Origin of the sequence: Martelella sp. NC20, assembly GCF_013459645.1 — a bacterium.
Taxonomy (GTDB): Bacteria; Pseudomonadota; Alphaproteobacteria; order Rhizobiales; family Rhizobiaceae; genus Martelella.
Genome location: NZ_CP054861.1, coordinates 4227615 through 4253862, shown reverse-complemented (window position 1 = coordinate 4253862; position 26248 = coordinate 4227615). Strand labels below are relative to the sequence as shown.

27 protein-coding genes and 1 pseudogene are annotated in these 26248 nt (G+C 58.0%); 17 read left to right on the top strand and 11 right to left on the bottom strand.

The annotated features are described in order from the left end of the window. Positions 1–5 precede the first annotated feature (5 nt). Positions 6–656, bottom strand: coding sequence for a class II aldolase/adducin family protein (locus tag HQ843_RS20380; RefSeq protein WP_180901469.1), 651 nt, complete (start codon positions 654–656; stop codon positions 6–8). Between the two features lie 735 nt (positions 657–1391). Here HQ843_RS20380 and HQ843_RS20375 point away from each other — a divergent pair. Further along, positions 1392–1703 carry a 2Fe-2S iron-sulfur cluster-binding protein gene (locus HQ843_RS20375; protein WP_180901470.1) on the top strand — a complete coding sequence of 104 codons (312 nt, stop codon included), beginning with the start codon at positions 1392–1394 and terminating at the stop codon, positions 1701–1703. A gap of 33 nt (positions 1704–1736) precedes the next feature. Next, positions 1737–3029, top strand: coding sequence for a cytochrome P450 (locus tag HQ843_RS20370; protein WP_180901471.1), 1293 nt, complete (start codon positions 1737–1739; stop codon positions 3027–3029). On the opposite strand, the gene HQ843_RS20365 is transcribed toward HQ843_RS20370, so the two are convergent. Further along, the gene (locus tag HQ843_RS20365; RefSeq protein WP_180901472.1) at positions 3001–3279 is read right to left on the bottom strand and encodes a hypothetical protein; all 279 of its coding nucleotides are present in this window, start codon (positions 3277–3279) and stop codon (positions 3001–3003) included. The two genes, HQ843_RS20370 and HQ843_RS20365, sit on opposite strands and share 29 nt — an antisense overlap. On the opposite strand from HQ843_RS20365, the gene HQ843_RS20360 reads away from it, so the two are divergent. Both HQ843_RS20360 and HQ843_RS20355 read left to right on the top strand, forming a co-directional pair. Next, a complete protein-coding gene (locus tag HQ843_RS20360) occupies positions 3270–4454 on the top strand; it encodes an NAD(P)/FAD-dependent oxidoreductase (RefSeq protein WP_180901473.1) in 1185 nt (394 codons plus the stop codon). The genes HQ843_RS20365 and HQ843_RS20360 overlap by 10 nt on opposite strands. Before the next feature lie 693 nt (positions 4455–5147). Further along, positions 5148–5882, top strand: coding sequence for a GntR family transcriptional regulator (locus HQ843_RS20355; RefSeq protein ID WP_256432929.1), 735 nt, complete (start codon positions 5148–5150; stop codon positions 5880–5882). A gap of 36 nt (positions 5883–5918) precedes the next feature. Here HQ843_RS20355 and HQ843_RS20350 read toward each other — a convergent pair whose 3' ends face one another. The 4 genes from HQ843_RS20350 to HQ843_RS20335 form a co-directional block, all read right to left on the bottom strand. Next, positions 5919–6737: an SDR family oxidoreductase gene (locus tag HQ843_RS20350; RefSeq protein ID WP_180901475.1), complete on the bottom strand. Its 819-nt coding sequence runs from the start codon at positions 6735–6737 to the stop codon at positions 5919–5921. Positions 6738–6774: 37 nt separating this feature from the next. Further along, positions 6775–8028 (bottom strand): amino acid deaminase, encoded by a 1254-nt coding sequence (locus HQ843_RS20345; protein WP_210275307.1) that lies wholly within the window; start codon positions 8026–8028, stop codon positions 6775–6777. A gap of 412 nt (positions 8029–8440) precedes the next feature. Next, on the bottom strand, positions 8441–8908 hold the full coding sequence (locus tag HQ843_RS20340; protein WP_180901477.1) for a RidA family protein: 468 nt from the start codon (positions 8906–8908) through the stop codon (positions 8441–8443). Further along, positions 8909–9685, bottom strand: a complete 777-nt coding sequence (locus tag HQ843_RS20335) for an HpcH/HpaI aldolase family protein (RefSeq protein WP_180901478.1) — start codon at positions 9683–9685, stop codon at positions 8909–8911. A 166-nt stretch (positions 9686–9851) separates the two neighbouring features. Here HQ843_RS20335 and HQ843_RS20330 point away from each other — a divergent pair, with 166 nt between their 5' ends. Together HQ843_RS20330 and HQ843_RS20325 are read left to right on the top strand one after the other, a co-directional pair. Further along, positions 9852–10733 (top strand): SMP-30/gluconolactonase/LRE family protein, encoded by an 882-nt coding sequence (locus tag HQ843_RS20330; protein ID WP_210275308.1) that lies wholly within the window; start codon positions 9852–9854, stop codon positions 10731–10733. A gap of 296 nt (positions 10734–11029) precedes the next feature. Then, positions 11030–11278 (top strand): hypothetical protein, encoded by a 249-nt coding sequence (locus HQ843_RS20325; protein WP_180901479.1) that lies wholly within the window; start codon positions 11030–11032, stop codon positions 11276–11278. Positions 11279–11295: 17 nt separating this feature from the next. On the opposite strand, the gene istB is transcribed toward HQ843_RS20325, so the two are convergent. The 3 genes from istB to HQ843_RS20310 all read right to left on the bottom strand — a co-directional run bounded on the left by istB (position 11296) and on the right by HQ843_RS20310 (position 13963). Then, complete coding sequence (gene istB / locus HQ843_RS20320; protein ID WP_180899036.1) at positions 11296–12054, bottom strand: IS21-like element helper ATPase IstB; 759 nt, start codon at positions 12052–12054, stop codon at positions 11296–11298. Then, positions 12051–13547 carry an IS21 family transposase gene (gene istA, locus HQ843_RS20315; RefSeq protein WP_180899035.1) on the bottom strand — a complete coding sequence of 499 codons (1497 nt, stop codon included), beginning with the start codon at positions 13545–13547 and terminating at the stop codon, positions 12051–12053. Before istA ends, istB begins: the two co-directional genes overlap by 4 nt. Before the next feature lie 119 nt (positions 13548–13666). Further along, complete coding sequence (locus HQ843_RS20310) at positions 13667–13963, bottom strand: DeoR family transcriptional regulator (RefSeq protein ID WP_180901481.1); 297 nt, start codon at positions 13961–13963, stop codon at positions 13667–13669. 233 nt (positions 13964–14196) lie between these two features. Here HQ843_RS20310 and glpD point away from each other — a divergent pair, with 233 nt between their 5' ends. From glpD to HQ843_RS20275, 7 genes are all read left to right on the top strand, one after another. Continuing rightward, positions 14197–15780: a glycerol-3-phosphate dehydrogenase gene (gene glpD, locus HQ843_RS20305; RefSeq protein WP_180901482.1), complete on the top strand. Its 1584-nt coding sequence runs from the start codon at positions 14197–14199 to the stop codon at positions 15778–15780. Then, on the top strand, positions 15777–16856 hold the full coding sequence (locus tag HQ843_RS20300) for an ABC transporter ATP-binding protein (protein ID WP_180901483.1): 1080 nt from the start codon (positions 15777–15779) through the stop codon (positions 16854–16856). The genes glpD and HQ843_RS20300 overlap by 4 nt, the downstream gene beginning before the upstream one ends. Before the next feature lies 1 nt (position 16857). Further along, positions 16858–17940 carry an ABC transporter ATP-binding protein gene (locus tag HQ843_RS20295; RefSeq protein WP_180901484.1) on the top strand — a complete coding sequence of 361 codons (1083 nt, stop codon included), beginning with the start codon at positions 16858–16860 and terminating at the stop codon, positions 17938–17940. After that, on the top strand, positions 17937–18809 hold the full coding sequence (locus tag HQ843_RS20290; protein ID WP_180901485.1) for a carbohydrate ABC transporter permease: 873 nt from the start codon (positions 17937–17939) through the stop codon (positions 18807–18809). Before HQ843_RS20295 ends, HQ843_RS20290 begins: the two co-directional genes overlap by 4 nt. 108 nt (positions 18810–18917) lie before the next feature. Next, positions 18918–19694, top strand: coding sequence for a carbohydrate ABC transporter permease (locus HQ843_RS20285; protein WP_371822157.1), 777 nt, complete (start codon positions 18918–18920; stop codon positions 19692–19694). A 33-nt stretch (positions 19695–19727) separates the two neighbouring features. Then, positions 19728–20003 (top strand): DUF2160 domain-containing protein, encoded by a 276-nt coding sequence (locus HQ843_RS20280; RefSeq protein ID WP_180901487.1) that lies wholly within the window; start codon positions 19728–19730, stop codon positions 20001–20003. 66 nt (positions 20004–20069) lie between these two features. Further along, positions 20070–21776: an ABC transporter substrate-binding protein gene (locus tag HQ843_RS20275; protein WP_180901488.1), complete on the top strand. Its 1707-nt coding sequence runs from the start codon at positions 20070–20072 to the stop codon at positions 21774–21776. A 237-nt stretch (positions 21777–22013) separates the two neighbouring features. Here HQ843_RS20275 and HQ843_RS20270 read toward each other — a convergent pair whose 3' ends face one another. Beyond that, positions 22014–22994 carry a zinc-binding dehydrogenase gene (locus HQ843_RS20270; RefSeq protein ID WP_180901489.1) on the bottom strand — a complete coding sequence of 327 codons (981 nt, stop codon included), beginning with the start codon at positions 22992–22994 and terminating at the stop codon, positions 22014–22016. Then, complete coding sequence (locus tag HQ843_RS20265) at positions 22991–23284, bottom strand: TetR family transcriptional regulator C-terminal domain-containing protein (RefSeq protein ID WP_246710179.1); 294 nt, start codon at positions 23282–23284, stop codon at positions 22991–22993. The genes HQ843_RS20270 and HQ843_RS20265 overlap by 4 nt, the downstream gene beginning before the upstream one ends. A gap of 13 nt (positions 23285–23297) precedes the next feature. On the opposite strand from HQ843_RS20265, the pseudogene HQ843_RS20260 reads away from it, so the two are divergent. The 4 genes and pseudogenes from HQ843_RS20260 to zwf form a co-directional block, all read left to right on the top strand. After that, positions 23298–23381 (top strand): annotated as a pseudogene (locus HQ843_RS20260) (IS6 family transposase); the annotation flags it as partial. A 46-nt stretch (positions 23382–23427) separates the two neighbouring features. Next, positions 23428–23799 (top strand): hypothetical protein, encoded by a 372-nt coding sequence (locus tag HQ843_RS20255; protein WP_180901490.1) that lies wholly within the window; start codon positions 23428–23430, stop codon positions 23797–23799. A 31-nt stretch (positions 23800–23830) separates the two neighbouring features. Continuing rightward, positions 23831–24832, top strand: a complete 1002-nt coding sequence (gene gnd, locus HQ843_RS20250; protein WP_180901491.1) for a phosphogluconate dehydrogenase (NAD(+)-dependent, decarboxylating) — start codon at positions 23831–23833, stop codon at positions 24830–24832. Between the two features lie 19 nt (positions 24833–24851). After that, entirely contained in the window at positions 24852–26228 is a 1377-nt protein-coding gene (gene zwf, locus HQ843_RS20245) for a glucose-6-phosphate dehydrogenase (RefSeq protein ID WP_180901492.1), read from the top strand. The last annotated feature ends 20 nt before the right edge of the window (positions 26229–26248 follow it).

The window sequence follows — 26248 nt, the reverse complement described above, 5'->3', positions numbered from 1 at the left end:
GATCCTCATCTAGGCAAGCGTGACGTTCCGTAAAACTTGTATCGATGATGTACATCGGCCATCTCCTCATCCGTCAGCAAAACCGGATGCCCGGCTTGGCGAGCCAGAAGATATTGCCGCGCCAGCGTCTCCAGTTTAACGGCAAGGTCAAGCGCCTGTCGGAGGCTCTTGCCGACGCTGATCATGCCATGATTGGCCATAAGACAGCTCGTGTGACCTTCAATCGCTTCAACCACGGCATCGGCCAAAGCATCGGAGCCAAAGGGCTCATAGCGCGCGCAGGGCACCGAGTTGCCACCGAAGCCGGCAACCATGTAGTGGAATGGGGGGATCGGCGTACGTAAAGAGGACAAGGCGACGCAATTGTCCGGGTGGCTATGAACGACAGCCATTATCTCCGGCCTGTTGATGTAAAGTTCGGTATGAAGCCGCCATTCGGTGGAAGGCACACCGGGTTCGCCATCAGCTTGGCCACCGTCCAGATCCAGCCACACCATCCTTTCCGGTGAAAGGTTGGACGCGCGCGCTCCGGCAGGCGTAATCAGCATGCCGCCCTCGTGACGTATGCTGATATTGCCCGAACTGCCGTGGTTGAGTCCGGCTTCCTCCATAAAGGAGACCGCATCGCAAATCTCCGCACTTTTCTCTAGTTTCATCTGTTGCTCCTGACATCGAACAAGAAGTTGCCGACAAGGCTCATTAGCGCGTTGAGCATAGCAGCGCCGCTAGCCACGACGCGCTCCGCGGCTCTCTGCGGCGGCCATCAGACGGGAGGCGCGGATTTACAGTAATGTCGTATACGGCGGTCGAGCTGCTGATGCGAGAGACATCGCATGGCATTTCGTCTGTGGTCGTCAGGCCCAGCAATGTGGAGTTCACGATTATGTTGGAATCCTCAGGCTTATCACCGCCAGCGCGCCGTTACGCTCGGATATGGTCCCCATCTCATTGTCTCTTTTCCACGGAATTCGCCTTGTGTCGTATCCGGCCAATCGATCTGTTTCGTATCACTCGACTAGCTTTCATAGCGCATGGAAAGCAATTTTGATATATCAAAAATGGTTGCATTTGCACTTTCGCGCGTGTTTTTGTCCGGGACAAAGCTAGGTGAAACTGGTCAAAAGGCTGCCGTTTCAGTCCATCTTCTGAATCTGTTGCTGTTTATCACTGCGCGAAATGCGACAAGTGTTGCGCAATTTACAATATCGTTTTGACGGACAGTGGGTAGTGTACCTCTGGAAGCTCAAGGTTCGGGACTGTCTGCCGTAACGCCGAGGACCGGCCGATCCGCAAGAGCATGAAGGATTAGATACCAAATCTTCAGCACGGTTCCTGAAGGAGCCTTCCTAGCGTGGATTTTCAACCGAAACACAAATCCGGGAACAGCCAATATGATCAATATTCATGTCACTACCCGTAACGGCTCACCCATTGACCTTTCCGTCCCTACAGGCCGGTCGCTGATGGAAACTCTCAGAGGCGGCGGCATTGACGATATCGCGGCGTTGTGTGGGGGCAGCTGTTCCTGTGCCACCTGTCATGTTTATGTTGAGCCATCCGCCTATCTCGAAGACATAAGCGATGGTGAGGCGGACATGCTCGACTCGCTTCTTCACCAGAAGGAAAATTCCAGGTTGTCGTGCCAGATCACAGTCACTGAAGGCATGGATGACCTGCGGGTCGAGATCGCTCCTGAAGAATAATCCGCGGCAATTTGATAAAAGTGGAGAAGCGTAATGCCCGAAATACTGGATATTGCAAGCCTGCCCTCGCTGAGTGACGTGGGTTTCACGGCGGGTCGCGACGGTCTGCGGGAGTTTTGTCGACGGATTTTCGACGCGCCAGTCCCCCGGTTCCTGAAGAACGAAAACAATCAACTGGTTGTTTTCCGTAATGCTGATCTCCGCGCATTTGGTGCTGCGCCGGAAATCGGAAATGTACCGATCGGCACGCTTTTCCCGAGCAGATACATGGAAACAGACGACCCTCAGGAGAAGCTTCCGGGGTGGGAGATTGGCGAGGTGATTGGCAAGCAGGTGTTCACCTTTAATCCACCGCTGCACGGTCCGGCCAGACGCATACTTACATCATGGCTCAGTCCAAAAGGTGTCAACCTGATGGAAGGGGTCGCGCGAAAGATTGTGAACCAAATCATTCGCGAAACCGCCGACGGCGAAGAAATTGACTTCGTGAAGGAGGTTGCCGAACGGCTGATCCTCGGTTTCTGGAGTGAGTTGCTACATCTCACCGAGAGTGAATCGCAAAGCCTTGGGCAGCATGCACGGAATATGACGAGGCTCTTTTACGTGGATCGGACTGACGACGATTTGCGCGCTCTTGATGTGGCTTTTTCAGGTTATGCGCAGATTCTGGCGGGCGCGGCCGAGCGAGGTCTCGCCGAGGGCGACCCAATCATGCTCGAAATCGCTGAAAAGCTGAAAGATCTGGATTTCCAGGACGACCCGTTCGAGACGGGGGTCGTGCCGAAATCCGTTGGCGATTTCCTGGCGGGCAATCTCATAGACGGTGTCCACACAGCCGCGCTTGCGGCAGCCAATACGGTTTTCGCGCTGGCATCAACTCCAAATGCAATGGAACTGGTGCGGCAGACGCCTGAACTTGTCCCGAGAGCAATTGCCGAGGCTTTGCGTCTTAACCCTCCTGTCCTATTCCTACCCAGGTTTTCGCTCCGTGATTTTCACTACGACGATCTCATCATTCCGGCTGGCAACATGATCTCCATGATGTGGGGAGCCGGGAATTATGACCCGGCGACTTTTGCGGATCCGGAAGTCTTCAACCCCAACCGACCTCCGGCCGGATTGACGACGTTCGGTGGCGGCATCCACATTTGCCCGGGCCGATATGTCGGGGTGATGCTCGTCAGGGTCATGATCGAGGAATTTGAAGCTAACGGTGTGATCTGTGAGCCAGGGAATAACCCTGCTGTCTGGTATCCGTCGCACAAGCTGTCGCAGTTGAAAGTCTTTCCCGTGAGGCTCAGGAAAGATGCGCCGCAGACGGTGTGATCACGAGAGATCGTTTTTCAAACACGACTGGCGCTCTATGGTTCCAGCGTTGTTCTTGCACTTTAGAGGCCTTGTTGCGCGGATCGTCGTTGATCTGATAACAGGCCCGCGTTTTGATCTCAGGATGTTGTGGATGCGGCATAAGCACAATGAAAGCCTGAGACGGCGTGGTGATTTGACGGTCTGGACAAGCGATGAGGAGCTTGAAGGGCTCATCATCCATTTGCCGGAGGAGCAGGGGTGACTTCATCTCAAAGCCGGGTCGTTATCGTCGGAGCTGGGCAGGGTGGGCTGCAGGTCGCTATCAGCCTACGCCAGGAAGGCTTTGAAGGAAGTATCACCCTGATCGGGGATGAGCCCGGCCTGCCTTACCAGCGTCCCCCGCTATCCAAGGCCTATCTCAAGACGGGCGACGTGGAGGGACTGACCCTCAGGCCATCAGCATTCTTCGAGAAGAACAGGATCGAGTTGATCGCCAAAACGACCGTTAATCGTCTCGATCGCGCCGGAAGAAAGGTCATCGCCAGCGAACAGGCATATGAGTTCGATCACCTGATACTCGCAACCGGCACATCCAACTTCCGTCCGCCTATAAACGGGCTCGAAAGAGCGCTTGACCTGAGAACGCTGGAGGATGCGAAGCGTCTGCGCGAGGGGCTTGACCGCTCTCGGCGTATTGCGGTTATCGGGGGTGGGTTCATCGGGCTGGAATTTGCTGCGGTGGCAAGGGCGTCGGGCCATGATGTGACCGTGGTGGAAACGGCACCAAGACTTCTTTCGAGAGCCGTTTCTCACGCGATGTCGGCTAGATTTCTCGACTTTCATCGCGCGCTTGGAACACGCATCCTTCTTGGTGCGTCCGTTGCTCATATCTCCGATACATCGGTGACAGTCTCGAACGGCGAAGACGTGGAAGCGGATCTGGTTTTGTTGGCGGCGGGTGTTCGGCCGAACGTAAAGCTTGCCGAAGATGCCAGACTGTCTGTCGAAAACGGGATTATCGTCGACCAGTATCTCCTGACTTTGGATCCGAATATCTCCGCGCTTGGAGATTGCGCTTCGTTTCCCGACCCGCGTACTGGACGATCCGTTCGCCTTGAGAGCGTTCAGGCAGCGACCGATCATGCCCGTCTCATTGCACGGCGTCTCGTGAAGGGGGACCTTTCTGGCTACACTGCCGTTCCCTGGTTCTGGTCGGATCAAGCCAATTGGAAACTGCAGATTGCCGGGTTGTCGGGGCCGGAAGACGAAAGCATTCCGGTGGGAGAAACAGCCGTGTTTCGGTTCTCTGAAGGCATCTTGACAGCGGTCGAGACGATCAATGATGCAAAAAACCACATGAAGGCGCGCAAGGTGCTGGCTTCCAGAGAGCCTTGCTCTCGTGACATGCTCGAGCGGGGAGGATATGACCTAAGCCTGAGTTAACAGGGATATGACGGAAACAGGATGACAGCTGAGAATGAGACGGCCAGACGCGAGGCTCAGGTCAAGTTGTGTCAAGACATCACCATTTTGGATATCAACAAGTACTGCCTTTCCTGCTCAATGCCGTCAGCTGTGCCTGGATCCGCAAGACTTCAGCAGTCTACCGCCAGAACTTCGGTTTGGGCAGCGCCGAACCCCGCATCACGGCAAACCGGATTTGCGAGGTCCTGTGCTTTGACAAGGCGGCAGCAAACGGCTTTGTTGCACGGGTCAAATTTGGGACGAGATAACCCCACCTTCAGATTTTTCAGGCCACGGGCTTGAACACCGGATGGCCGAGTTGGCTCATCTGGTTGAGAGCACAGATGCCGATCTTTGCTTCTGTGGTGTGATTGCCGAAGTTCCGTGCCTTGAGCTTCGGACCAAAAACGCGTGCCTGTTGTCAGATCAACGGCGCACCGCGCAAGAAGGCCCCTCACAATACCGGCGATAGTTCGTCACGGATTGAAAACGGCCAGGTCGGTGCAATACAGGAAGCCTGCCAAGGTGCGGAGCGAGGCCCTGCATTCCAACAAGTCTGGGCGCTGTTTATTCAGCCCAATATCAAAGTCAGGCGAAGGCCATAGCTTTGCGAAAAGCCGGCATTCGTGATACCAGATGATCCGTTGTGTGCAATAAGAGCTAGGGCTTGTCGTGGGTCAAACGCGAAGCGGTGCGATTTCCGCGAACGAGAATACTTTGGACCTGTCGAGGAATAGTCTTTCTGAGCGAATTTACGCTCATTTGCGTCTAGAGCTTATGTCCGGACTCCACCCGCCTGGCATGCGTTTATCGATCCGGCGTCTCGCATCCGAGTTCAACACTTCCCCTACCCCTGTAAGAGAAGCGATTTTCCAGCTCGTTCGCGAGGGAGCGCTTGAGCTGCGACCGGGGTATCAGCCGCGTGTTCCCGTGCTCGACGTTCCGGTCTATCTCAACATCCGAGAAACCCGACTTCCCTTGGAGCGGTTGGCAGGTGAACTTGCCGCAGTTCATATAACGGCCGAGGAAATCGAGGCGCTTCGCGAATACCACAGGCGGTTTCAGCAGGGAGAGGCGGATGAACAGTGGCGCGATGCGCTGATAGCGAACCAGAATTTTCATTTCGCGATCTACAATGCGTCCCAGAATCCGGTGCTCGTCCGGGTGATCGAAAACCTCTGGCTGCTCGCGGGACCGATTGTCAATTCGCAATATCCGAATGTCCGCGAAGCATCATCGGATATGCATCCGCATTTGCTGGTCATCGACGCGCTTGAGCGCCGTTCTCCCGCCGATACTGGCGAACTGCTTGTCCAGGACTTGCGCGAAGGCTCCTATCGCATCCTGCGCCAGATGGAAGAGACAGAGAAAAGCGATTTTCGTAAATCAAAACGTGCCAAAGGTTGAGGCGAAAGCCGGCAGCGCGCGGCCACCGACACGCTTTCAGCTTCCCCCATCGTGGGTTTGTCTGCGTTTTTGAAGTCTTTCCCAGCCGATGGCTGTGTTCTTCTCGACATGCTCGCGCAATTCTTTGATATCAACGCCAAGCTTTCGCACCGCCTCACCGCGCTCGGGTGGCAGATAGATTTCTTCGGGTCGGGTCTCAATGGCGTCCAAGATGAGACTGGCGACTTCCTGTGGTGAGCAGGGCTCACCCGCGAAGGCCAGTGCAAGCGCGTCTGTCTTGGATTCCTTATCGAGCATCGGTGTTTCCGTGGCGCCGGGATAAACCAGCGTAAAGGCCACCGGGCTTGCAGTTTCCTCGATTGCCAGCGCGACATGGAATGCGCGCAAGGCATGTTTTGCTGCAGCATAGCTTGCAAGACCGGGATAGGGAACGAAGGCAACCATGCTGGCCACGGTGATGAGGTGGCCGGAGCCCTGTTGCTTGAAGCGCGGCAGAGCGGTCATCATTCCGTTGATCGCGCCGAGACAATTCGTCTGGATCGTGTCGTGGTGGCCGGAAAGCGGAACGTCGCGCGCCCAACCGGCATGAACGATCGCCGCGTTGTTAATCAAAACATCGAGACGGCCCTCACGCGCCCAAACCGTGTCAAGCGCCGACTGCCACTCGGCTTCCGACGTGATGTCGAGTTTCACGGCCCATGTTCGGTCTCCAAGTCGCACCGCCAGATCCTCTGCGCGAGCGATGTCGATATCGGCGATAACGACCCTATGGCCGGCTGCCAACGCCAACTCGGCGACGGTCGTTCCAATTCCGCTTGCACCGCCGGTGATCATGATCACCTTGCTCTTTGTCATCCTTTGCTTCCCTCGTAAGCGTGTCCGGTCCACTGGATCAGAAATAAGTTCGTATTGAGCCCGTCACGAGATAGTCCTCATCAACAAGATGCATCACGCGCCATTTGTCGAATGTCAGGCAGGGGTGCGATATCCCGAAACCGAGCATGTCGCCCACTAGCAAAGGCGATTGTGCCGGAATCTCAAGGTGGCAATGCTGATCATTGAGACGTTGCACGATATGGCCCGGAGGCAGTGGTTGCGGTTTGTCGTGCAAGCCCGGACGAAACCATTTCAAGCCAATGGGCGGGTCATCGTAGGATGCGTCTCGTTTGCCGAACCCAACAATGGCCTTGCATGGCTCGGGGCGGGATTGCACGTAAGCCCATACTTCCAGCGCGGGTTCGAGGTTGCCAGTCGCCGCAAGTGCAGGATCGCGCCGCGCCAAAGCGTCACGCGCCCGCACATACATGTGAGAGTCATGCGTAATGTAGCAGCCGGACCGGATCAGTACACGGAAAGCCCGTGAGAGCTTCGCGGCAGAGAGTTTGGTGGTTACAAGATCGTAGTAAGAGGAACCGCCCGCCGACAGCAGTACTTCTCCATCGCCAAACAACCCTTCGCGGTCAGCCGTTTCCGCCAGGGTGACCATACCGTCAAGAAGTGCGTTGACCTGCACAAGGATTTCCGGCGCACCATCGTTCCGCAACAAGCCTTCGAACCCCTCAACACCGGCAAGGTTCAGGGCGTCAGCCTCCTCAGCGACGGCGTGCGCGACCTGCAGCGCAGCTTCGAGGGAGCGGCAGCCTGTTCGGCCTCCTTCGAAACCAAGTTCAACGAGAACGTTGAGCGGTCGTCCAAGTCCGCGTTCGCGCACCGCACGCGCCAGCGCGGCCACATTGGCGGTGTCATCGACCAGGCAGTAAAATGCGAGGTCCGGAGACGCTTTCAGACCGTCGATGACGTTGGCAATACCACGCCGTCCGATCAACTGGTTGGCCATGAAGATGCGCTTGAAGCCAAATTCGCGCGCCACCGCAAAATGCTGGGGCGTTGAGACGGTGATCGCCCATGCGCCATCGCTGATTTGCAGGTCGTAGAGAGCGGGGGCCATCGACGTCTTGCCATGAGGCGCGATGCTGACCCCCGTCTGCTCGATATAACCGCGCATCCAGGCGCTATTTGCCCGCAACGCGCGTTCACGCAATATTGCGACCGGCAAAGGCACGTCTTCAGCCAGAATATTCCATTTCTGCGTGGCGACCTGATCGAGCGGCAACGGGGCTTGAAGGGCGGGGACACCTTTCTCCAAGGCGGTAAGCGGTGCCTCCCAGGGGCGCGGAGCGCCCAAAACGTTATCGAATTGTAGAGTCATATTACCATCAAATGCTCAGGGAATGGAGGAGCCGGTAAAAATCTCTGCCGGTCATCTGCGAAATGGTGGTGTGTAGGCGCTCGCCTAAGAGCGAGCGACGTTAGGAAATAGAGGCAGACGTTTTCTAATACTGTCGTAACAAAGCGCCCGGCAGCTACCGAGAGCACGCTGCATATTCCTATCCAACGATATGGCCTATGATATGTCAAAATAGAGGTAACTAGATCCCACATTGTAGAATTCGGCCGCCGTTTGATGCACTTGCCCAGCCAGGGCACCAAGACCTTGATCTGTCTGGATGCAGAGCCATCCCAATTGATACAAACATGCGGGTTTGATGAGGCTTTTGTCATCTGCAACTCACGATCATCTCAATCTCGACAGTGATCTGTGCAGGCAAGCTGCCGGCACCGATCGCCGAGCGTGCGTGGCTGCCGTGGTCCGGACCAAAAAGCTCGACCAAGAGATCGGAACATCCGTTGATAACGGATGGATGGGCGGTGAAATCCGGAGCCGCGTTCACGAAACCGAGCACTTTGATGATGGCGTCGATGCGATCCAAAGAGCCAAGATGGTTATCTGCGACGGACAGGAGATTAAGTGTCACAAGGCGCGCATGTTGATAGGCTTCTTCGACGCTGACGGTGTCGCCTACCTTGCCCGAAATTCTGGCGGCTCCTTCTGTATTAGGGCCTTGGCCGGACAAATAGAGCAAATCGCGATGACGCTTTGCCATGACAAAGTTACCGACGGGCGCCCGCAACTTGGGAAGCGTAAGCCCGAGCGTTGAAAGACGTGTGGAGGCAGTGCCCGTCATTCAGCTACCCGCCATGCCGGCGTGGAACCGGCTGACAACATCTCGGGCTGACATAGTCATCAGCGCCGCATCGCTGGCTACAGTGATCAGGCGGAAGCCCATTCCTGCCATCTTCAAGGCGTACTCGCTCGACATGCAGTGAATTCCGGCAAACTTGCCACGACTTTCAGCCGCCTTGACGATACGCTCATAGGTCGCCAGTATTTCGGGCGATGCCTTGTCGAAGACGGGCGCCTGTCCCATCGAAAAAGCGAGGTCGGTCGGCCCGACATAGGCACCGCTGACTCCTGGAACATCAAGAATGTCGTCAAGCGCGTCCAATGCCTCGACCGTCTCTATCATCGGCAGAACCAGGATCTCCGCGTTCGCAAAACCCTGGTAGGGCATATCCGGACTTCCGAAAGCAGATGCGCGGTTTGGTCCATTGGACCTCTGTCCCAGTGGCGGATAGAGGCAGGACGCCACAAAACGCTCACAGTCCCCGCGGGAATTGATCATCGGGCAGATGACGCCCCATGCGCCTGCATCGAGGACCTTTCCAATAATACCGCTTTCGTTGGATGGCACGCGGGCCAACATTGGAATGCCCGAAGCGTCTGTGGCCTGGAAGCACGCGACGAGCGAAGCATAGTCCTGCACGCCGTGTTGCAAATCGACCGTCAGACTGTTCCAGCCGCATCTCGCCATCAATTCGGCGCTGTATCCACACGGCATCGATAGCCAGCCGTTGATGCTGGCCTGACCGGTAAGAAGGCGCGCTCGAAGCGGATTTTTCATATTGGTCTCCGCCTAGCGTTGCGAGATCGGATTGGAAATTTTGATATACGATATAGGCTCGACCTAAATCTGACAATATCGTATTCGCCATTAATATCATTTTGATATATCAAAAATGTACGAATGAATGTAAATCCAATCAAACGCGAGCGGGCTGGAGCGCCAAATGTTCATGAACCCACCGACATTCACCTCCTGTATCAACATCGAGACTCCTCTGGGTGAAGGTCCGGTCTGGGACAGTGATCGCGGTCTCTTGTGGTTCGTCGACATTCTTCTGCCCGCAATCTTCTCCTTCGATCCCGATACGGAGCGGCTGGAGAGATATGACATGCCGGTCGCGGTCACCTCGATCGGCTTGACCATGGACGAACGGCTCATTGTTTCGACAAGCAAGGATATCTGCTACTTCCAACCGGCTGACGGCACTCTGGAACGTCTTGTCACCCCGGAAACGGATCGGGAAATGAACAGGTTGAATGATGGAAAGGTCGGGCCAGACGGTGCCTTCTGGGTCGGGTCGATGCATGTAGTCCGCCCAAGCGAGCCGACGGCCGCGCTTTACCGCATCACCCCCGATGGCAACTGCACCCGGATGATCGAGGATATTCACGTGTCCAACGGGCTCGCCTGGAGTCCCGACCACCAAACGATGTATCACGCCGATTCCCGCGTACCTTTCATAAAGACGTGGGACTTTGATCCATCCAGCGGCAACATTTCCAGACCTCGCCTGTTGGCGGCACCGACCGTGGAAGAGGGATTGCCGGATGGTGCGGCAGTGGATAGCGAGGGCAATTATTGGAGCGCGGGCGTCACTGGCGGCTGTATCCACATCTTCGCTCCCGACGGTACGCTCCTGCAAAGAATTGACCTGCCGATGGCCGCGCCCACCATGCCATGTTTCGGTGGCCGCGATGGCGATATACTGTTTCTGACTGGCTTGACGCGGAAATCCGAAACCGGAGTTTCGGCGGGCAAGCTGATGGCGTGCCGGGTTAAGGCGCGCGGAGCTCCAATTTCTCGATTTGGCGTCGGATTGGTTTGACGACGCGGGGATAAATCCGGTCAGTGGTGCAACGGACTGAAATGATACGCCTCAGCCGCGCTCGAGAAGAAACTCTGGCACTCACTGTCTATCGCGAGAACACGACCGGGCGAACTGCACGATTGCAGGTCAATTTGGCGAGCGGACTTCTGGCTCCTCCGCATTTGCTGATACATCGGCCAATCGGAGATCAGCCCTATTATGAGGTCGTCGGTCCCGAGATCTATAGGGTCGGGGTTCAGCCAGGGGTGGCACTCACTTATTCCAAAGGAATTGCCACTGCCGAGGAGGCACGCTTGAAGCGCTTCGACTACCTTGTGGTGGGCGACGCCTCAAGTATCGATGGGCTTGCTGCCCCCTATGATGAGGAGGAAACCGACCAGGTCGTTCATGTCGAAAGGCTCGACGCCGGTCTCGATCTTTTCGAATTTGTCAACGGCGGCGTAAAAACCGGCCACGGGGCGGAGCAAAAGTCGGCCACTTTGGACGCCGGTATGAGACCCGCGGGAGGGCGTAGCCCGAGCGGGGGTCTCATACCGGCGTAGCGATTTTCTGAAGGGTTTCAGCCAGCCTTTCTGGCGCGGCTTTGGGCGAGACGATAGCTGTCGCCATTCATTTCGAGAATGTTGACGTGGTGGGTGACGCGGTCGAGCAGAGCGCCAGTCAGTCGCTCGGATCCCAGGATTTCTGTCCATTCGTCAAAGGGCAGATTGCTGGTGATCAGGGTGGCGCCCCGCTCATAGCGTTGCGAGATCAACTCGAACAGCAGCTCCGCGCCGGTCTTTGACAACGGCACGAAGCCAAGTTCGTCGATGATCAGCAGCTTGTATCCTGCCATCTGCTTCTGGAAACGTAGGAGACGCCGCTCGTCACGGGCCTCCATCATCTCGCTGACCATGGCAGCTGCTGTGGTGAAGCCAACGGACAGGCCCTTCTGGCAGGCGGCCAGGCCAAGGGCGAGCGCTATGTGCGTCTTCCCGGTTCCGCTGGGGCCGAGAGCGATGACGTTCTCGCGACGCTCGATCCATTCGCAGCGGGCCAGTTCCAGCACCTGCATCTTGTTGAGCTTCGGTATGGCGGTAAAATCGAAACTGTCGAGGCTTTTGACAACCGGGAATTTGGCTGCCTTGATACGGCGCTCGACCTTGCGGCGATCCCGTTCGATCATTTCCCGCTCGGCAAGCCGGGTGAGGTATCCGATATGATCAACGCCCTCGGTGGCGCAAAGCCGGGCCAGTTTCTGATACTCCCGCTGGAAGGTCGGCAGCTTCAGGCTCTTGAGGTCGTGGGCAAGCAGGATCTCGGGTGCTTCGGTGCTCATGCCGCTTCTCCCTTCCCCGATGACAGGAGGCCCATATACGCCTTCGCCGATGTCGTCTCCACGGTTGCTCTCGGCAGGTAGGGATAGATCGACAGATCAAGTCGCGGCGGCCGGCGCTCCACCCGGCAAAGAATCAGATGTTTGACGGCGTCGAAGCCGATCGCACCGAGATGAATGGCTTGCTTGATCGCCGCATGCAGGTCAGCCATATCGAAGCTTTCCAGCAGTCGAAGAACCTGCACGTATTCTCGCCGGCCATGCTTTGCCATGCGGCCTTCCATCAGACGGCACAGTGTCGCGAACTCCTCCGGCAGATCCCAGCCCTGCAAAGGGGCTGCCTGATCCAGCGCATTGATCTTCTGCTCGATCAGCGGCAGGTAATGCACAGGGTCGAAGATGACATCCTCCCGATCAAAGCTCCTGGGATGGCGGGCGATGATCTCGCCGCGGCAACCAATCACCACCTTGTCGACATAGCCTCGGACCCAGACGTCCTGGTGACCGTAGGCGACGGGTACGGAATAGTCGTTCGTCTTGTAGCGAACGAGAGACTGTGCCGTGACCCTGGCGCTGGCCTGATCGCAGGCGTCAAATGGGGAGGCTGGCAAGGACTGCATGGCAGCCAGATCACGCTGCAGCCGTTCACCGATCATCTCGCTCTCACCACGCAGCCTGTCGCGCTGGCGCTTGCGGCACTGTTCTTCCAGAAAGGCATTGAACGCATCCCACGTTGGAAACTGCGGGATGGGGACCATGAAGTTACGCCGCGCATAGCCCACGAGGCCCTCGACATTCCCCTTGTCATTACCCTTTCCGGGGCGGCCATAGCGATCCCGGATCAGATAATGGGACAGGAACCCGCTGAACAGTGTTGCCCGCTTGCGCGTGCCATCAGGCAGGATCTTCGCCACAAGGCAGCGGTCATTGTCATAGACGATTGATGGAGGCACGGCCCCGAAGAAGGCGAACGCATGGACGTGGCCATCGACCCAAGCCTCGGCTACCGCCGCCGGATAAGCCCGCACATAGCAACCGTCGCTATGCGGAAGATCGAGTACGAAGAAATGGGCTTTCTGCTCGACACCTCCGATCACGACCGTCGCCTCACCGAAATCGGCCTGCGCATGGCCGGGCGGATGAGAAAGCGGCACGAAGACTTCCTGACGGCGCTGTTCCCGCTCCCGGATATAGCCCTTGATAATCGTATAGCCGCCGGTGAACCCGCACTCATCACGAAGCCGGTCAAACACACGCTTGGCTGTATGGCGCTGTTTGCGCGGTACGTGTCTGTCTTCGTCCAACCAGTGGTCGATCGTTGAAACGAACGCGTCCAGCTTCGGCCGCCGGACCGGTGATTGTCGCTGATAGCCAGGAGGCGTCGAATACGACAACATCTTCGCTACGCTGTCGCGGGATATGTTGAAGTGCTTGGCTGCCTGACGTCGGCTCATCCCTTCCGAGACGGCCAGACGAACCTTCAGATAAAGTTCCACGGTGTAGATCCTCTGTCCCTCCTGCGCTCATTGCAGAAGGAAAATAGGTGGCCGGATTTTACTCCGCCCGCGGACGAATTATTCCGCCGCTTCCGTGGCCGACTTTTGCACCGCCGTTCTCAATTCAGGAAGATCGCGCAATCCTCAGGGATCATTGAAGCGCATGCCTTCGCCATCGCCGTCTTGCTGTCCGCGTTTAAACGTCGGCGCTCCTCGTAGGCGATATTGGCCGTTCCGGAAGGGAGCACCGCGCCACCATGCACCCGCTCGAGCTTTCCAGAATCAGCCAGTTCGGTCAGGTCGCGACGAACTGTCTGCAGCGTTACGCCCAGATGCTTTGCCAGCTGATCGACGGTTACCTTGCCGTCGCGTCGGGCGATTTCGAGGATCTGGGGGTGTCTTATCGATTGTGACATCCGGGTGTCTCCGTCAGGCGGTGGCGATAGATGAGCCGCGCTGTTCGCGCAGGCTCCTATAGCAGAAATTACGGCGACAATGGCAACTCGCGGGTAAAGCGCGTGAGAACGCGGACAAAAAGAACAGTCGATCCAATCATATAGAAAGAAAGCGAACATATATCGAAAAAAATGCTTTCTTTTATGTTCGTTTTGATCAATGCTAACTTTCAAGGGATTTGGGAGGATCCGGGTTGGAGGACCAGTCAGACATTATTGAACTTTTGGTTGTTGGTGGTGGCATCAATGGGTGCGGGATCGCGCGGGATGCAGCGGGCCGCGGCCGTTCGGTGATACTTGCGGAGATGTCGGATTTGGCCTCGGCAACGTCGTCCGCATCAACGAAGTTGTTTCACGGCGGCTTGCGCTATCTGGAGTATTTTGAGTTCCGGCTGGTGCGGGAGGCATTGATGGAGCGCGAAAATCTGCTGCGCGCCATGCCCCATATAAGCTGGCCGATGCGGTTTGTTCTGCCTTATCACGCCAATATGCGCTTTGATGGCGAAACGCCGACGTCCAAGCTTTTGTCCACACTGATGCCATGGATGAAGGGGCGTCGTCCGGCCTGGCTCATAAGGTTGGGGCTCTTCATTTACGATCATCTGGGCGGGCGCAAGATTCTTCCCGCCACCAAAACGCTGGATCTGACCAATACCCCAGAAGGGGCGCCGCTGCGCGATGAATTCACCAAGGCATATGAGTATAGCGATTGCTGGGTCGAGGATTCACGCCTGGTCGCGCTGAATGCTCGCGATGCCGCTGAACGCGGTGCCAGCATTCTAACCCGGACCAAGCTGGTATCGGCGCGGCCTGAAGACGGCATATGGCGTGCAGAACTGGTCGATGACGGCTCTGGTCGCAAGTACATTGTCCGCGCGCGAATGATTGTGAACGCCGGTGGCCCCTGGGTGGGAGATATTCTGCGTCAGCGTATCGGCTCCAACACAAGGGACGGCGTGCGTCTTGTGCGCGGGAGCCATATTGTGACGCGCCGCCTGTTCGATCATGACAAATGCTACTTCTTTCAGGGCGCCGATGGCCGGATCATGTTCGCCATTCCCTATGAGACCGACTTCACGCTTATCGGCACGACCGATCAGGAGCATCATGACCTTTCGCAAAAGCCGGTCTGCACGCCGGAAGAGCAGCGTTATATGGTCGATGGCGTCAATGTTTACCTGAAGAAGCCGATTTCTGTCGATGACATCGTCTGGACCTATTCCGGCGTTCGTCCACTCTACGATGATGGTGCGCTTTCAGCGACGGCAGCCACGCGCGACTATACAATTAAACTGGATGAAAGCGCCGGTGCGCCCGCTCTGAACATCTTCGGGGGCAAGATCACCACCTATCGCAAGCTGTCGGAGAGCGCGATGAAAATGATCGGCGGGCGACTGGGCACAGACAGCGGGCCCTGGACTGAGGGCGTGGCCCTGCCGGGCGGTGACTTTGCAGTGAGCGATTTCGGGAAACTGGTCTCGGAGTTGAGGCGCGATTACGGATTTCTCACCGAACGCTGGGCAATGCGGCTGATCCGAGCCTATGGAACCGATGCACGCAGATGGCTGGGATCGGCAAGGGATGCACAAGACCTTGGACAGGATTTTGGCGCGACCCTGACCGCGGCGGAAGTCGACTGGCTGATGGAGAAAGAATTCGCCCGTAGCGCAGACGACATCTTGTGGCGGCGCAGCAAGCTTGGCCTGCACAGGCCCGACGCGGCGGCCCTTGAGGCCTACATGGCCCAGCGCAGCTTTTCGATGAAGGACACAGCATGACCCTCAAAATGGAAAACGTCAGCCATGTCGTCGGCGCCGAGACCCATATCTACCCAACGTCTCTGACATTGGAGAAAGCGACGATGAATGTCCTGCTCGGGCCGACGCTGTCGGGCAAGACATCCTTGATGCGGCTTATGGCGGGACTCGACAAGCCGACAAAAGGGCGCATCAGCTGGAATGGGGAGGATGTGACCGGCAAGCGTGTGCAAGAACGCAAGATCGCCATGGTCTACCAGCAGTTCATCAACTATCCGGCGATGACGGTTTACGACAACATCGCCTCGCCGATGCGGATCATGGGGCTGGACAAGACGGAGATCGACAGCCGCGTTCACCGGACGGCGGAGCTGATGAAACTGACCCCCATGCTCAATCGCAAGCCGCTGGAGCTTTCCGGCGGCCAGCAGCAGCGTTGCGCACTGGCGCGGGCGCTGGTGAAAAATGCGGGCCTTGTTCTGCTGGACGAACCGCTGGCCAATCTCGATTACAAATTGCGCGAGGAACTGCGCGCGGAGATTCCGCGCATTTTTGAGGAAGCAGGGTCGATCTTTGTCTATGCCACCACGGAACCGGAAGAAGCGCTGCTTCTGGGCGGCAATTGCATCACCCTGTGGGAGGGCAAGGTAACGCAATTTGGCCCGACAGCCGAGGTTTATCGCCATCCCGCAGATGCCGCGACGGCGCGTGTCTTTTCCGATCCGCCTATGAACTTCCTAACGGTTGAAAAGCGTGGTGACACGATGCATTTCGGCGACCAGGAAAGCATGCCGTCGGTCGACAATACTGTCCCTGACGGGCGCTATCTGCTCGGATTTCGGCCCAACCACCTGGCGCTGGAGCCGCGCGAGGGTCGGCTGCGCTTCGAGGCGATGCTGACCGTGACTGAAATCACCGGCTCGGAGACCTTTGTGCATCTGACCCATGGCGATGAGCGCTGGGTGGGCCTCGTCCATGGCGTGCGCAAGCTTGAGGAAGGTGCGCCGCTGCCGGTTTATCTGCATCCGTCCCACATTTACATTTTCGCACGGGATGGCGCGCTCGTCTCCTCTGCAGCTTATGCGGAGGCCGCCTGATATGGCCAAAATCACACTGGAAAACCTGGCGCACTCATACCTTCCCAATCCGACAAAGGAGGAGGACTTCGCGCTGAAAGAGCTGAACCATCACTGGGCGGATGGCGAAGCCTATGCCCTTCTGGGGTCGTCCGGTTGCGGAAAAACAACCTTGCTGAACATCATTTCCGGGCTGCTTATTCCCTCGCAGGGCCGCGTCCTGTTCGACGACAAGGACATCACGACCGCGCCGACGGCCGAGCGCAATATTGCGCAAGTGTTCCAGTTCCCTGTCGTCTATGACACCATGACCGTTCGTGAAAACCTCGTTTTTCCCCTGAAAAACAGAGGGATGGACGCCGCCGAAATCAAGCGGCGCGTACAGCGTATCGGCAAGATGATCGATATGGAGGCCGAGCTGGATCGCAAGGCGCGTGGTCTGACGGCAGATGCCAAGCAGAAGATCAGCCTGGGCCGCGGCATGGTGCGCGAAGATGTGAATGCGCTGCTGTTCGACGAGCCTTTGACCGTGATTGACCCACATATGAAGTGGGAGCTGAGGACCCAGCTCAAGACCCTGCATCGCGATTTCGGGCATACGATGATTTATGTGACCCATGATCAGACAGAGGCGCTGACTTTCGCCGACAAGGTTGTTGTCATGTATGACGGGCGGGTCGTCCAGATCGGAACGCCTCAGGAATTGTTCGAGCGTCCTCAGCACACATTCGTTGGCTATTTTATCGGTTCTCCGGGCATGAACCTGTTCGATGCGCAACTTGATGGCACGCGCGCCCGCATCGGCGAGACCTCCGTTGATCTTGGAGGCCACTATGAAGCGCGCGGCAAAGTTCAACTTGGCGTCCGTCCTGAGTACATCCGCTTGCAGACACAGGGCGAAGGCATTCCCGCAAAAATCAAGCGCGTCGAGGATGTCGGTCGTCACAAGATCGTTCGGCTGGAGGCTCCCGGCGGTGAGATCAGCGCCGTTGTGCCCGAGCATTTTGCGATTGCAGCGGACACGGATCGCATCACCTTCGAGCAAGGGAGCGTCAATGTCTACGAAAACGATTGGCGCATTGAGCCTAAAGGAGAAGCGGCATGAACAAGACCGTTAATCAGAAGGCGTGGCTTCTGGTACTGCCTGTGTTGATCCTTGTGGCCTTTTCGGCAGTGATCCCGCTGATGACCGTGGTCAATTACTCGGTTCAGGACACGTTCGGCAGAAACCAGTTTTTCTGGGCCGGACTCACCTGGTTCAGCGATATGCTGCATTCGGAGCGGATGTGGAACGCGCTCAGCCGGCAATTGCTGTTTTCAGCTGTCATACTGGCGATTGAAGTACCACTGGGCGTGTTTGTGGCACTGCATATGCCCAAGAAGGGGTTCTGGTCGTCCTTCTGCCTGGTGACAATGTCACTGCCGCTGCTCATTCCGTGGAATGTTGTCGGCACCATCTGGCAGATCTTCGGTCGCGTTGACATCGGGCTTTTGGGTTACACGCTCGAAGCGCTGGGGATCGATTACAACTACACGCAGGATACGATGGATGCGTGGATAACCGTCGTTGTCATGGATGTATGGCACTGGACGTCACTCGTAGCGCTTCTGGCCTATGCCGGCCTCTGCTCCATACCGGACGCCTATTATCAGGCTGCCAAGATCGATCAGGCCAGCCGCTGGGCCGTGTTCCGCTACATCGAGCTTCCCAAGATGGCGGGTGTCTTGATGATCGCGATCCTGCTGCGGTTCATGGACAGCTTCATGATCTACACCGAGCCTTTCGTCCTGACGGGCGGCGGACCGGGCAATGCCACGACGTTCCTGTCGATTGACCTTGTGAAGATGGCGCTGGGGCAATTTGACCTTGGACCGGCGGCGGCTTTCAGCCTGATGTACTTCCTTGTGATTATGGCGATTTCCTACGTTTTCTACACGGTGATGACGACGATCGAAAAAAGGGATGGCAAGTAAATGAGCGATTTAGCAAGCCCGCAGGCCACCACCCGAAATGACGCGATGACCATCGCGAAACCGCGGGTCGCGCAGCGCCGCTTTCGCCCTTCGGGCAGTGCGGTTGTGATGGGTCTGTATCTTCTGTTCCTGATGCTGCCGATCTACTGGCTGGTCAATATGAGCCTGAAAACCAACAATGAAATTCTAGGGTCTTTCTCACTCTGGCCACAGGATCTGACGTTTTCGAATTACGCTCTGATCCTCACGGATCCGAGCTGGTACATGGGTTACGTCAACTCTCTGACATATGTGGTGATGAACACCTGCATCAGTCTTGCCGTGGCATTGCCGGCCGCATATGCCTTCAGCCGCTACCATTTCATGGGCGACAAGCACCTGTTCTTCTGGCTGTTGACCAATCGTATGGCGCCACCCGCCGTTTTCGCCCTGCCGTTTTTCCAGCTCTATTCCTCGTTCGGCCTCTTTGACACCCATATCGCCGTCGCACTGGCACAGTGCCTGTTCAACGTGCCGCTGGCGGTCTGGATACTTGAGGGCTTCATGCGCGGCGTGCCGAAGGAGATCGACGAAACGGCCTATATCGACGGCTATTCGTTTCCGAAATTCTTCGTCAAAATCTTCATGCCGCTGATTGCAAGCGGGATCGGGGTGTCGGCCTTCTTCTGCTTCATGTTCTCATGGGTTGAGTTGTTGCTGAGCCGCACGCTGACCTCGGTGAACGCAAAGCCCATCGCTGCCACCATGACCCGTACAGTCGGCGCGGCCGGCGTGGATTGGGGCGTGCTGGCGGCAGCGGGTGCGCTCACCATCATTCCCGGCGCGCTGGTGATCTATTTCGTCCGCAATTACATCGCCAAGGGTTTTGCCCTGGGGCGGGTATGACGCCGCGTCTGGTAAAGAGAGGAGGGTACAAACATGTTTGACTGGATGGCATGGACTTGGCCAACGGCTGCATTCTTCGCATTGATCGCCGCCACGCTGGTTGTCTTTTCTATACTGGCGATACGTTTTCCCGAGGTGCCGCGGAAAGGCGTTCTGGGGATCGAGACGACCCGCGGAGACCGGCTGTTCATCACGCTTCTTGGGTCCGCATTTATCAATCTCGCCTGGCTCGGCCTCAACGTCGGTCCGCAGCCCTGGGCGCTCGTCGTTTGTCTGGCTTACGCAGCGGCAGTCTTTAGCTGGGTTTAGGCCATGTCAATCACCGGACCGTCGTAGGAGGGCGGTCTTCACGTTCATACACAGGAGGAGACCAAAATGAACGTCTTACTGAAAACGTCCACGGCTCTGGGGTTGGCGCTTGCCTTTACACAACCGGCATGGGCCGACATGGAGGCAGCAAAAGCATTCCTGGATAGCGAAATCGACGGCGTGACAACGCTTTCGCGCGCCGACCAGGAAGCCGAGATGAAGTGGTTCATCGACGCTGCCGAGCCTTTCAAGGGCATGACCATCAATGTGGTTTCGGAAACGATCACCACGCATGAATATGAAAGCCAGGTTCTGGCCCCCGCGTTTACTGCCATTACCGGGATCGTCGTCAACCACGACCTGATCGGTGAAGGGGATGTGGTCGAAAAACTGCAGACCCAGATGCAGTCGGGTGAAAACATCTACGACGCGTTCGTCAACGACTCGGATCTGATCGGTACGCACTGGCGCTACCAGCAGGTCCGCAATCTGACCGACTGGATGGCCAATGAAGGCGCCGACGTCACTTCGCCGACGCTCGATCTGGAGGACTTCATCGGGACGCAGTTCACCACGGCCCCTGACGGCGACCTCTATCAGCTGCCCGACCAGCAGTTCGCAAACCTCTACTGGTTCCGTTACGACTGGTTCAGCGATCCGGAAATTCAGGCCGACTTCAAGAAGGCATACGGCTACGATCTGGGCGTACCGGTAAACTGGTCTGCCTATGAGGATATTGCCGAGTTCTTCACCGGTCGCGAGATCGACGGCGTGAAAGTTTACGGCAACATGGACTACGGCAAGAAGGACCCAAGCCTCGGCTGGCGTTATACCGATGCCTGGATGTCCATGGCCGGTATGGGCGACAAGGGTGAGCCCAACGGCCTGCCCGTCGACGAATGGGGCATTCGCGTCAACGACAAGTCGCAGCCCGTCGGCGCATGTGTGGATCGCGGTGGCGCTACAAACTCGCCGGCAGCCGTCTATGCAGTCAACAAGGCCATCAAGTGGCTGCAGGATTACGCGCCACCGGCCGCAGCCGGCATGACCTTCTCCGAGGCCGGACCGGTCCCGGGACAGGGTAATATCGCTCAGCAGATGTTCCTGTATACGACATTCGTGGCCCCCCTGGTCGCTTCGGATGCTGTGATGAACGAAGACGGTACGCCGAAATGGCGTCTGGCTCCGAGCCCCCACGGCGTCTACTGGGAAGACGGCATGAAGGTCGGCTATCAGGATGTTGGCAGCTGGACCCTGATGAAGTCCACCCCCGAGGACCGTGCCAAGGCCGCATGGCTTTACGCACAGTTCGTGACCTCGAAGACCGTGGACGTGAAGAAATCCGACGTTGGTCTGACCTTCATTCGTGATTCCACCATCAACTCCGAGCATTTCGACAAGCGTGCCGACAAGCTGGGCGGTCTTGTTGAATTCTACCGCTCGCCGGATCGCGTACGCTGGTCGCCCACGGGTACCAATGTTCCGGATTACCCGAAGCTCGCCCAGTTGTGGTGGCAGAATATCGGTGATGCGATGTCTGGTGCAAAGACCTCGCAGGCCGCGCTCGATCAGCTATGCGCCGATATGGAAGGCGTCATGGCGCGTCTGGAACGTGCCGGAATTCAGGGCGATCTCGGCCCGGTCCTGAATGAAAAGCGCGATCCGTCCTATTGGCTGGAACAGCCCGGCGCTCCGAAGCCGAAGCTTGCCGATGAAGACGAGAAGCCCGTTACCATTGGGTATGACGAACTCGTGGAATCCTGGAAACAGTAACCACCACGAAAGCAAGTCAGGCCGGGACGCGCAAGCCGCGTCCCGGCCTTTTCTATTTTGCTGACCCGAGCCTCAAACGTCCTTTGAAGCATCGAGCTATGAATTGGTGTTGCGTCGATACTCTATCTATTTGTTTTCACGCACGCACGGACGGAAAACCGGCATCCACTTTTCCTGGACGCGCTATAGCTTCTTTGGCCTGCCCCCGGATTGGCGCCGGCGGCGGCGTCTCCTTGCTTACGGCTTCAGCATCACCTTGCCGGCCCGGCCGGGCGTCAGGCTTGCTTCCATTGCCTCTTTCACCTGATCGAGCGGGAAGATGCCGTCGACGTTAAGCGTCAGGACACCTTTTGCAGCAAGTGTGACCAGTTCGGTGATCAGGCGGATACGATTGTCGGGATCCATGTCTGCGCTGACGCGTGCACCCCAGAAGCCCTTGACCGTGATCTGCTTCATGATCAGGGTGCCCGATGACAGCGGCATCGGCGCACCTGTGGCGGTTCCGAAAAGCACCAGTTCTCCATCGGATGCGAGAAGATCGACCAGATCCGCAGCAATATCGCCGCCGACGGAATCGATCGCGGAAATGGCGCGGCCTTCACCGATGATCTTCTGCGCCTCGTCCTTCCAGTCATCGGCCGAGGTGGACACGACATTCTGGATGCCTTCAGCGCGAAGTTCCGCTGCGGCCTCTTCGCGTCGCACGAGGTTCAGAAGATGAATGCCGCGGGCCTCGGCCAGAATGGCCATGACCCGCCCGACAGTTCCATTGGCAGCCGTCTGAATGATCCAGTCGCCCTTCTCGGCCTTCAGCATATCGAGCATCGAAATGGCGGAGAACGGCATGGCGATCAGCTGCGCGCCCATCTCGTCGGAAATCTGTTCGGGCAGCGGCAGCACGCCGGCAGCAGGCGCGATGAACTGCTCTGCCCAGGTTCCGTGGACGCCTGCTATGGCAACACGCTTTCCGATAAGCGCCTTGTCAACGCCTTCGCCGACAGCGTCAACGACACCTGCGGCTTCCGATCCGCCGATCGCGCCGGGCAGGGGCGGCTTGTAGCCATAATCGCCGCGGATCGTCCAGAGATCGTGATTGTGGATCGGCGACAGGAGGGTGGCGACCCGCACCTCGTCTGCACCCGGTTCCGGCAGGGCAACCTCACGGGTTTCCATAACGTCTTTCGGTTCGCCAAAAACGTCGTGAATTGCAGCTTTCATTGATTTTCTCCTTTTCGCGCGTCAGCGATCAGACGCGCTTTGGTGTTGTTCATTGCCCGTTCCAGCGGGCGTTGATCAGCGGCGAGCTTTGACAGGATCGCAGCACCCAGCCATTCAGCGTAGACCGCTTCAGCCACTGCATCCGGATCGTCCAGCGGCAGAAGGGAACCGTCACGAGCACCATCCCGCAGCAGGTCTGCCAGCATCGCAATCAGGACCTTCACACCATCGTCGAGCACTTTGCGCATGCTCTCCGAGAGGTCGGCAACCTCGGCGCCGAGCTTGACCACGAGACAGGTGGGCCGCCTCTCCGCCACATCATATCGTCATGCCAGGGCAGATGCATTCTGTCTCTGGGCTGACTATGCTGCCGAAATGAGACCATAATCGTCGCCCTCGCGCGCTTTCAAAATCTCGCTTCAGCAACTTGGCAATGCCAATCAAACTGCTGCGCTCGCTTGCCGACGGGGCCGTATTCGACATGCCGCCACAGGGCGTGAGCCGCTATATCGAGAAACAGACAGGGTCAAAAATACGAATCTGGCGCTTCGACAACAGGCTGGCCACGATACCGTCCGGCAAGACGCTGAGGATCGAACTGGCGGATCCGGCCGCCATCCACTGGAGTGCCGACGGCTGGACGACCGTCAAGGACATCAAGACGAAACCATCGGGGCTCGGGACCCATTTCGCGGATCTGCCGCTCAAGGGCGTGGAGCCCGGGCATGCCGTGGTTTTCACTTTCTTCTGGCCGGAAAGCGGACAGTGGGAGAATGTAGATTTCGCCGTTCGCGTCGGCGAATAGGGTGATCGGCAACTGGAAACGGAGTTTTGACATGCAGATTGGAATGATGGGCCTTGGGCGCATGGGCGCCAACATGGCGCGGCGTCTCATGAAAGACGGCCACGAATGCGTCGTCTACGACGTGAATGCCGACAATGTCGCCGCGCTGGTCAAGGAAGGCGCGATCGGCGCCAGTTCGGCCGAGGACCTTGTTGCCAGGCTGGAAAAGCCCCGCGCGGTGTGGATGATGCTGCCGGCGGCGATCACCCCGCGGATTGCTCGCGACCTTGCGGGCAAGCTCGAAAAGGGCGACGCCATCATCAATGGCGGCAATTCGCACTACCGGGATGCGATCGATCTTGCCGCCGAATTCGCGCCCGCCGGCATCGACCTCATCGACGCCGGCACGTCGGGCGGGGTCTGGGGTCTCGAGCGCGGTTACTCGCTGATGATCGGCGGTCCCGAGGCGGCAGTGAAGCGGCTCGACCCGATCTTCGCCTCGCTTGCGCCGGGAGCCGATCCGGGCGCTGCGCCGGACGTTTCCGGGGGCACAGCCTCAAGGGGCTATCTGCATTGCGGGCCGACCGGGGCGGGCCACTTCGTCAAGATGGTGCATAACGGAATCGAATACGGCGTGATGGCGGCCTATGCCGAAGGGCTGAACGTGCTGAAGGCGGCCAATGCGGGCAAGGGCGAGCGCGCGGTCGACGCCGAAACCACGCCGCTTTCGAACCCTGAATACTACCAGTTCGACATCGATCTTGCGGCCGTGACCGAAGTCTGGCGGCATGGGTCGGTGATCGGCTCGTGGCTTCTGGACCTGACCGCGGCGGCGCTGAAGGAAAATCCGCATCTCGAAGGTTTCGACGGAAGGGTGTCGGATTCGGGCGAAGGCCGCTGGACATTGCAGGCGGCAATCGACACCGGCGTTCCGGCGCCGATCCTGTCATCGGCGCTGTTCGAACGGTTCTCCTCGCGCGGCGAGGCCGAATTCGCCGGCAAGATTCTCTCGGCGATGCGCTACGCCTTCGGCGGCCATCTGGAAAAATCGTGAAGTGGTGGAGATCGAGACGATGACGGAGCAAAAATCTGACGCGCTGGTGGTGTTCGGCGTGACCGGCGATCTGGCGCACAAGATGATCTTCCCCTCGCTTTACGCGATGGTGAAGCGGGGAGCGCTTACCACCCCGGTGATCGGCGTCGCCTTTGACGACTGGAACGTCGACCAGCTGATTGCCCGCGCCAGGGACGCGGTGGAAACCCATGTCGAGGCGATCGACGAGGCGGTGTTTACGAAACTCGCCGGGCTTCTCGCCTATGTTTCCGGCGATTATCGCAGCCAGTCGACCTTCGACACGCTGCGCGAGACGCTCGGCAGTGCCAAAAGCCCGCTCTACTATCTCGCCATCCCGCCTTCGCTGTTCGAAACGGTCGCGGGCGGCCTCGACAAGGCGGGGATCGCCAGAGGGGCCCGGCTGATGGTGGAAAAGCCGTTCGGGCGTGATCTTCAATCCGCGCAGGCGCTCAACAAGGTGCTGCATGCGGTGTTCGAGGAAGATGCGATCTTCCGCATCGACCATTTCCTCGGCAAGGAAGCGATCCAGAACCTGCTCTATTTCCGCTTCGCCAATGCCTTTCTGGAGCCGGTCTGGAACCGCAACCATATCGACAGCGTCCAGATCACCATGGCCGAAGACTTCGGCGTGGCGGGGCGCGGCAAGTTTTATGACGAGGTCGGCTGCATCCGCGACGTGATCCAGAACCATCTGGTCAACGTGCTGCTGCTGCTTGCGATGGAGCCGCCGGTGACCGGTTCGTCCGACGATCTGGTGGACGAGAAGGTGCAGATCCTGAAGGCGATCCCGCCGCTGACGCAGGCGGATGTGGTACGCGGCCAGTTTGACGGCTATCGCGATGAACCGGGCGTCGCCGTCGGCTCGACGACGGAAACTCTTGCCGCCGTGCGGTTTCAGATCAACACCTGGCGCTGGAGCGGCGTGCCCTTCTTCATCCGCGCCGGCAAGAACCTCCCCGTTCACGCGACCGAAGTCGTCGTGCGGTTCAAGCGCCCTCCGATCGCGCTTTTCGATACTTTGGAGCATTCCAGCGCCAATTATGTCCGCTTTCGGCTCGGGCCGGAAATCGCAATCGGCCTCGGCGCACGGCGGAAGTCGCCGGGCGAGGACATGCGCGGCGAAGCGGTGGAGCTTGCGGCCGTCGATGACGGCGTCGGTGACCTGGCGCCCTATGACCGCCTGATCGGCGATGCCATGGCCGGTCGGCGCGAGCTTTTCACGCGCGAGGATGCTGCAGAATTGGCGTGGACGATCTTCGAGCCCATCCTCGACGACAAGACTGAGCCGGAAAAATACAAGCCCGGCAGCTGGGGATCTGAAAAAATGACAAGCTTCGCCCCGCCCGGCGGCTGGTTCGATCCAGCGCAATCCTGAAGGAGCGAGATATGGAACAG

Excerpts from the sequence above, each read along its gene's own strand:
- HQ843_RS20340 (WP_180901477.1), bottom strand. The coding sequence starts at position 8,908 with ATGACGGGCACTGCCTCCACACGTCTTTCAACGCTCGGGCTTACGCTT.
- zwf (WP_180901492.1), top strand. The coding sequence starts at position 24,852 with ATGACGGAGCAAAAATCTGACGCGCTGGTGGTGTTCGGCGTGACCGGC.
- HQ843_RS20275 (WP_180901488.1), top strand. The coding sequence starts at position 20,070 with ATGAACGTCTTACTGAAAACGTCCACGGCTCTGGGGTTGGCGCTTGCC.
- HQ843_RS20290 (WP_180901485.1), top strand. The coding sequence starts at position 17,937 with ATGAACAAGACCGTTAATCAGAAGGCGTGGCTTCTGGTACTGCCTGTG.
- HQ843_RS20375 (WP_180901470.1), top strand. The coding sequence starts at position 1,392 with ATGATCAATATTCATGTCACTACCCGTAACGGCTCACCCATTGACCTT.
- HQ843_RS20350 (WP_180901475.1), bottom strand. The coding sequence starts at position 6,737 with ATGACAAAGAGCAAGGTGATCATGATCACCGGCGGTGCAAGCGGAATT.
- HQ843_RS20310 (WP_180901481.1), bottom strand. The coding sequence starts at position 13,963 with ATGTCACAATCGATAAGACACCCCCAGATCCTCGAAATCGCCCGACGC.
- HQ843_RS20330 (WP_210275308.1), top strand. The coding sequence starts at position 9,852 with ATGTTCATGAACCCACCGACATTCACCTCCTGTATCAACATCGAGACT.
- HQ843_RS20280 (WP_180901487.1), top strand. The coding sequence starts at position 19,728 with ATGTTTGACTGGATGGCATGGACTTGGCCAACGGCTGCATTCTTCGCA.
- HQ843_RS20285 (WP_371822157.1), top strand. The coding sequence starts at position 18,918 with ATGGGTCTGTATCTTCTGTTCCTGATGCTGCCGATCTACTGGCTGGTC.
- HQ843_RS20255 (WP_180901490.1), top strand. The coding sequence starts at position 23,428 with ATGCCAATCAAACTGCTGCGCTCGCTTGCCGACGGGGCCGTATTCGAC.
- HQ843_RS20380 (WP_180901469.1), bottom strand. The coding sequence starts at position 656 with ATGAAACTAGAGAAAAGTGCGGAGATTTGCGATGCGGTCTCCTTTATG.
- HQ843_RS20365 (WP_180901472.1), bottom strand. The coding sequence starts at position 3,279 with ATGAAGTCACCCCTGCTCCTCCGGCAAATGGATGATGAGCCCTTCAAG.
- HQ843_RS20295 (WP_180901484.1), top strand. The coding sequence starts at position 16,858 with ATGGCCAAAATCACACTGGAAAACCTGGCGCACTCATACCTTCCCAAT.
- istB (WP_180899036.1), bottom strand. The coding sequence starts at position 12,054 with ATGAGCACCGAAGCACCCGAGATCCTGCTTGCCCACGACCTCAAGAGC.
- HQ843_RS20335 (WP_180901478.1), bottom strand. The coding sequence starts at position 9,685 with ATGAAAAATCCGCTTCGAGCGCGCCTTCTTACCGGTCAGGCCAGCATC.
- gnd (WP_180901491.1), top strand. The coding sequence starts at position 23,831 with ATGCAGATTGGAATGATGGGCCTTGGGCGCATGGGCGCCAACATGGCG.
- HQ843_RS20300 (WP_180901483.1), top strand. The coding sequence starts at position 15,777 with ATGACCCTCAAAATGGAAAACGTCAGCCATGTCGTCGGCGCCGAGACC.
- HQ843_RS20270 (WP_180901489.1), bottom strand. The coding sequence starts at position 22,994 with ATGAAAGCTGCAATTCACGACGTTTTTGGCGAACCGAAAGACGTTATG.
- HQ843_RS20370 (WP_180901471.1), top strand. The coding sequence starts at position 1,737 with ATGCCCGAAATACTGGATATTGCAAGCCTGCCCTCGCTGAGTGACGTG.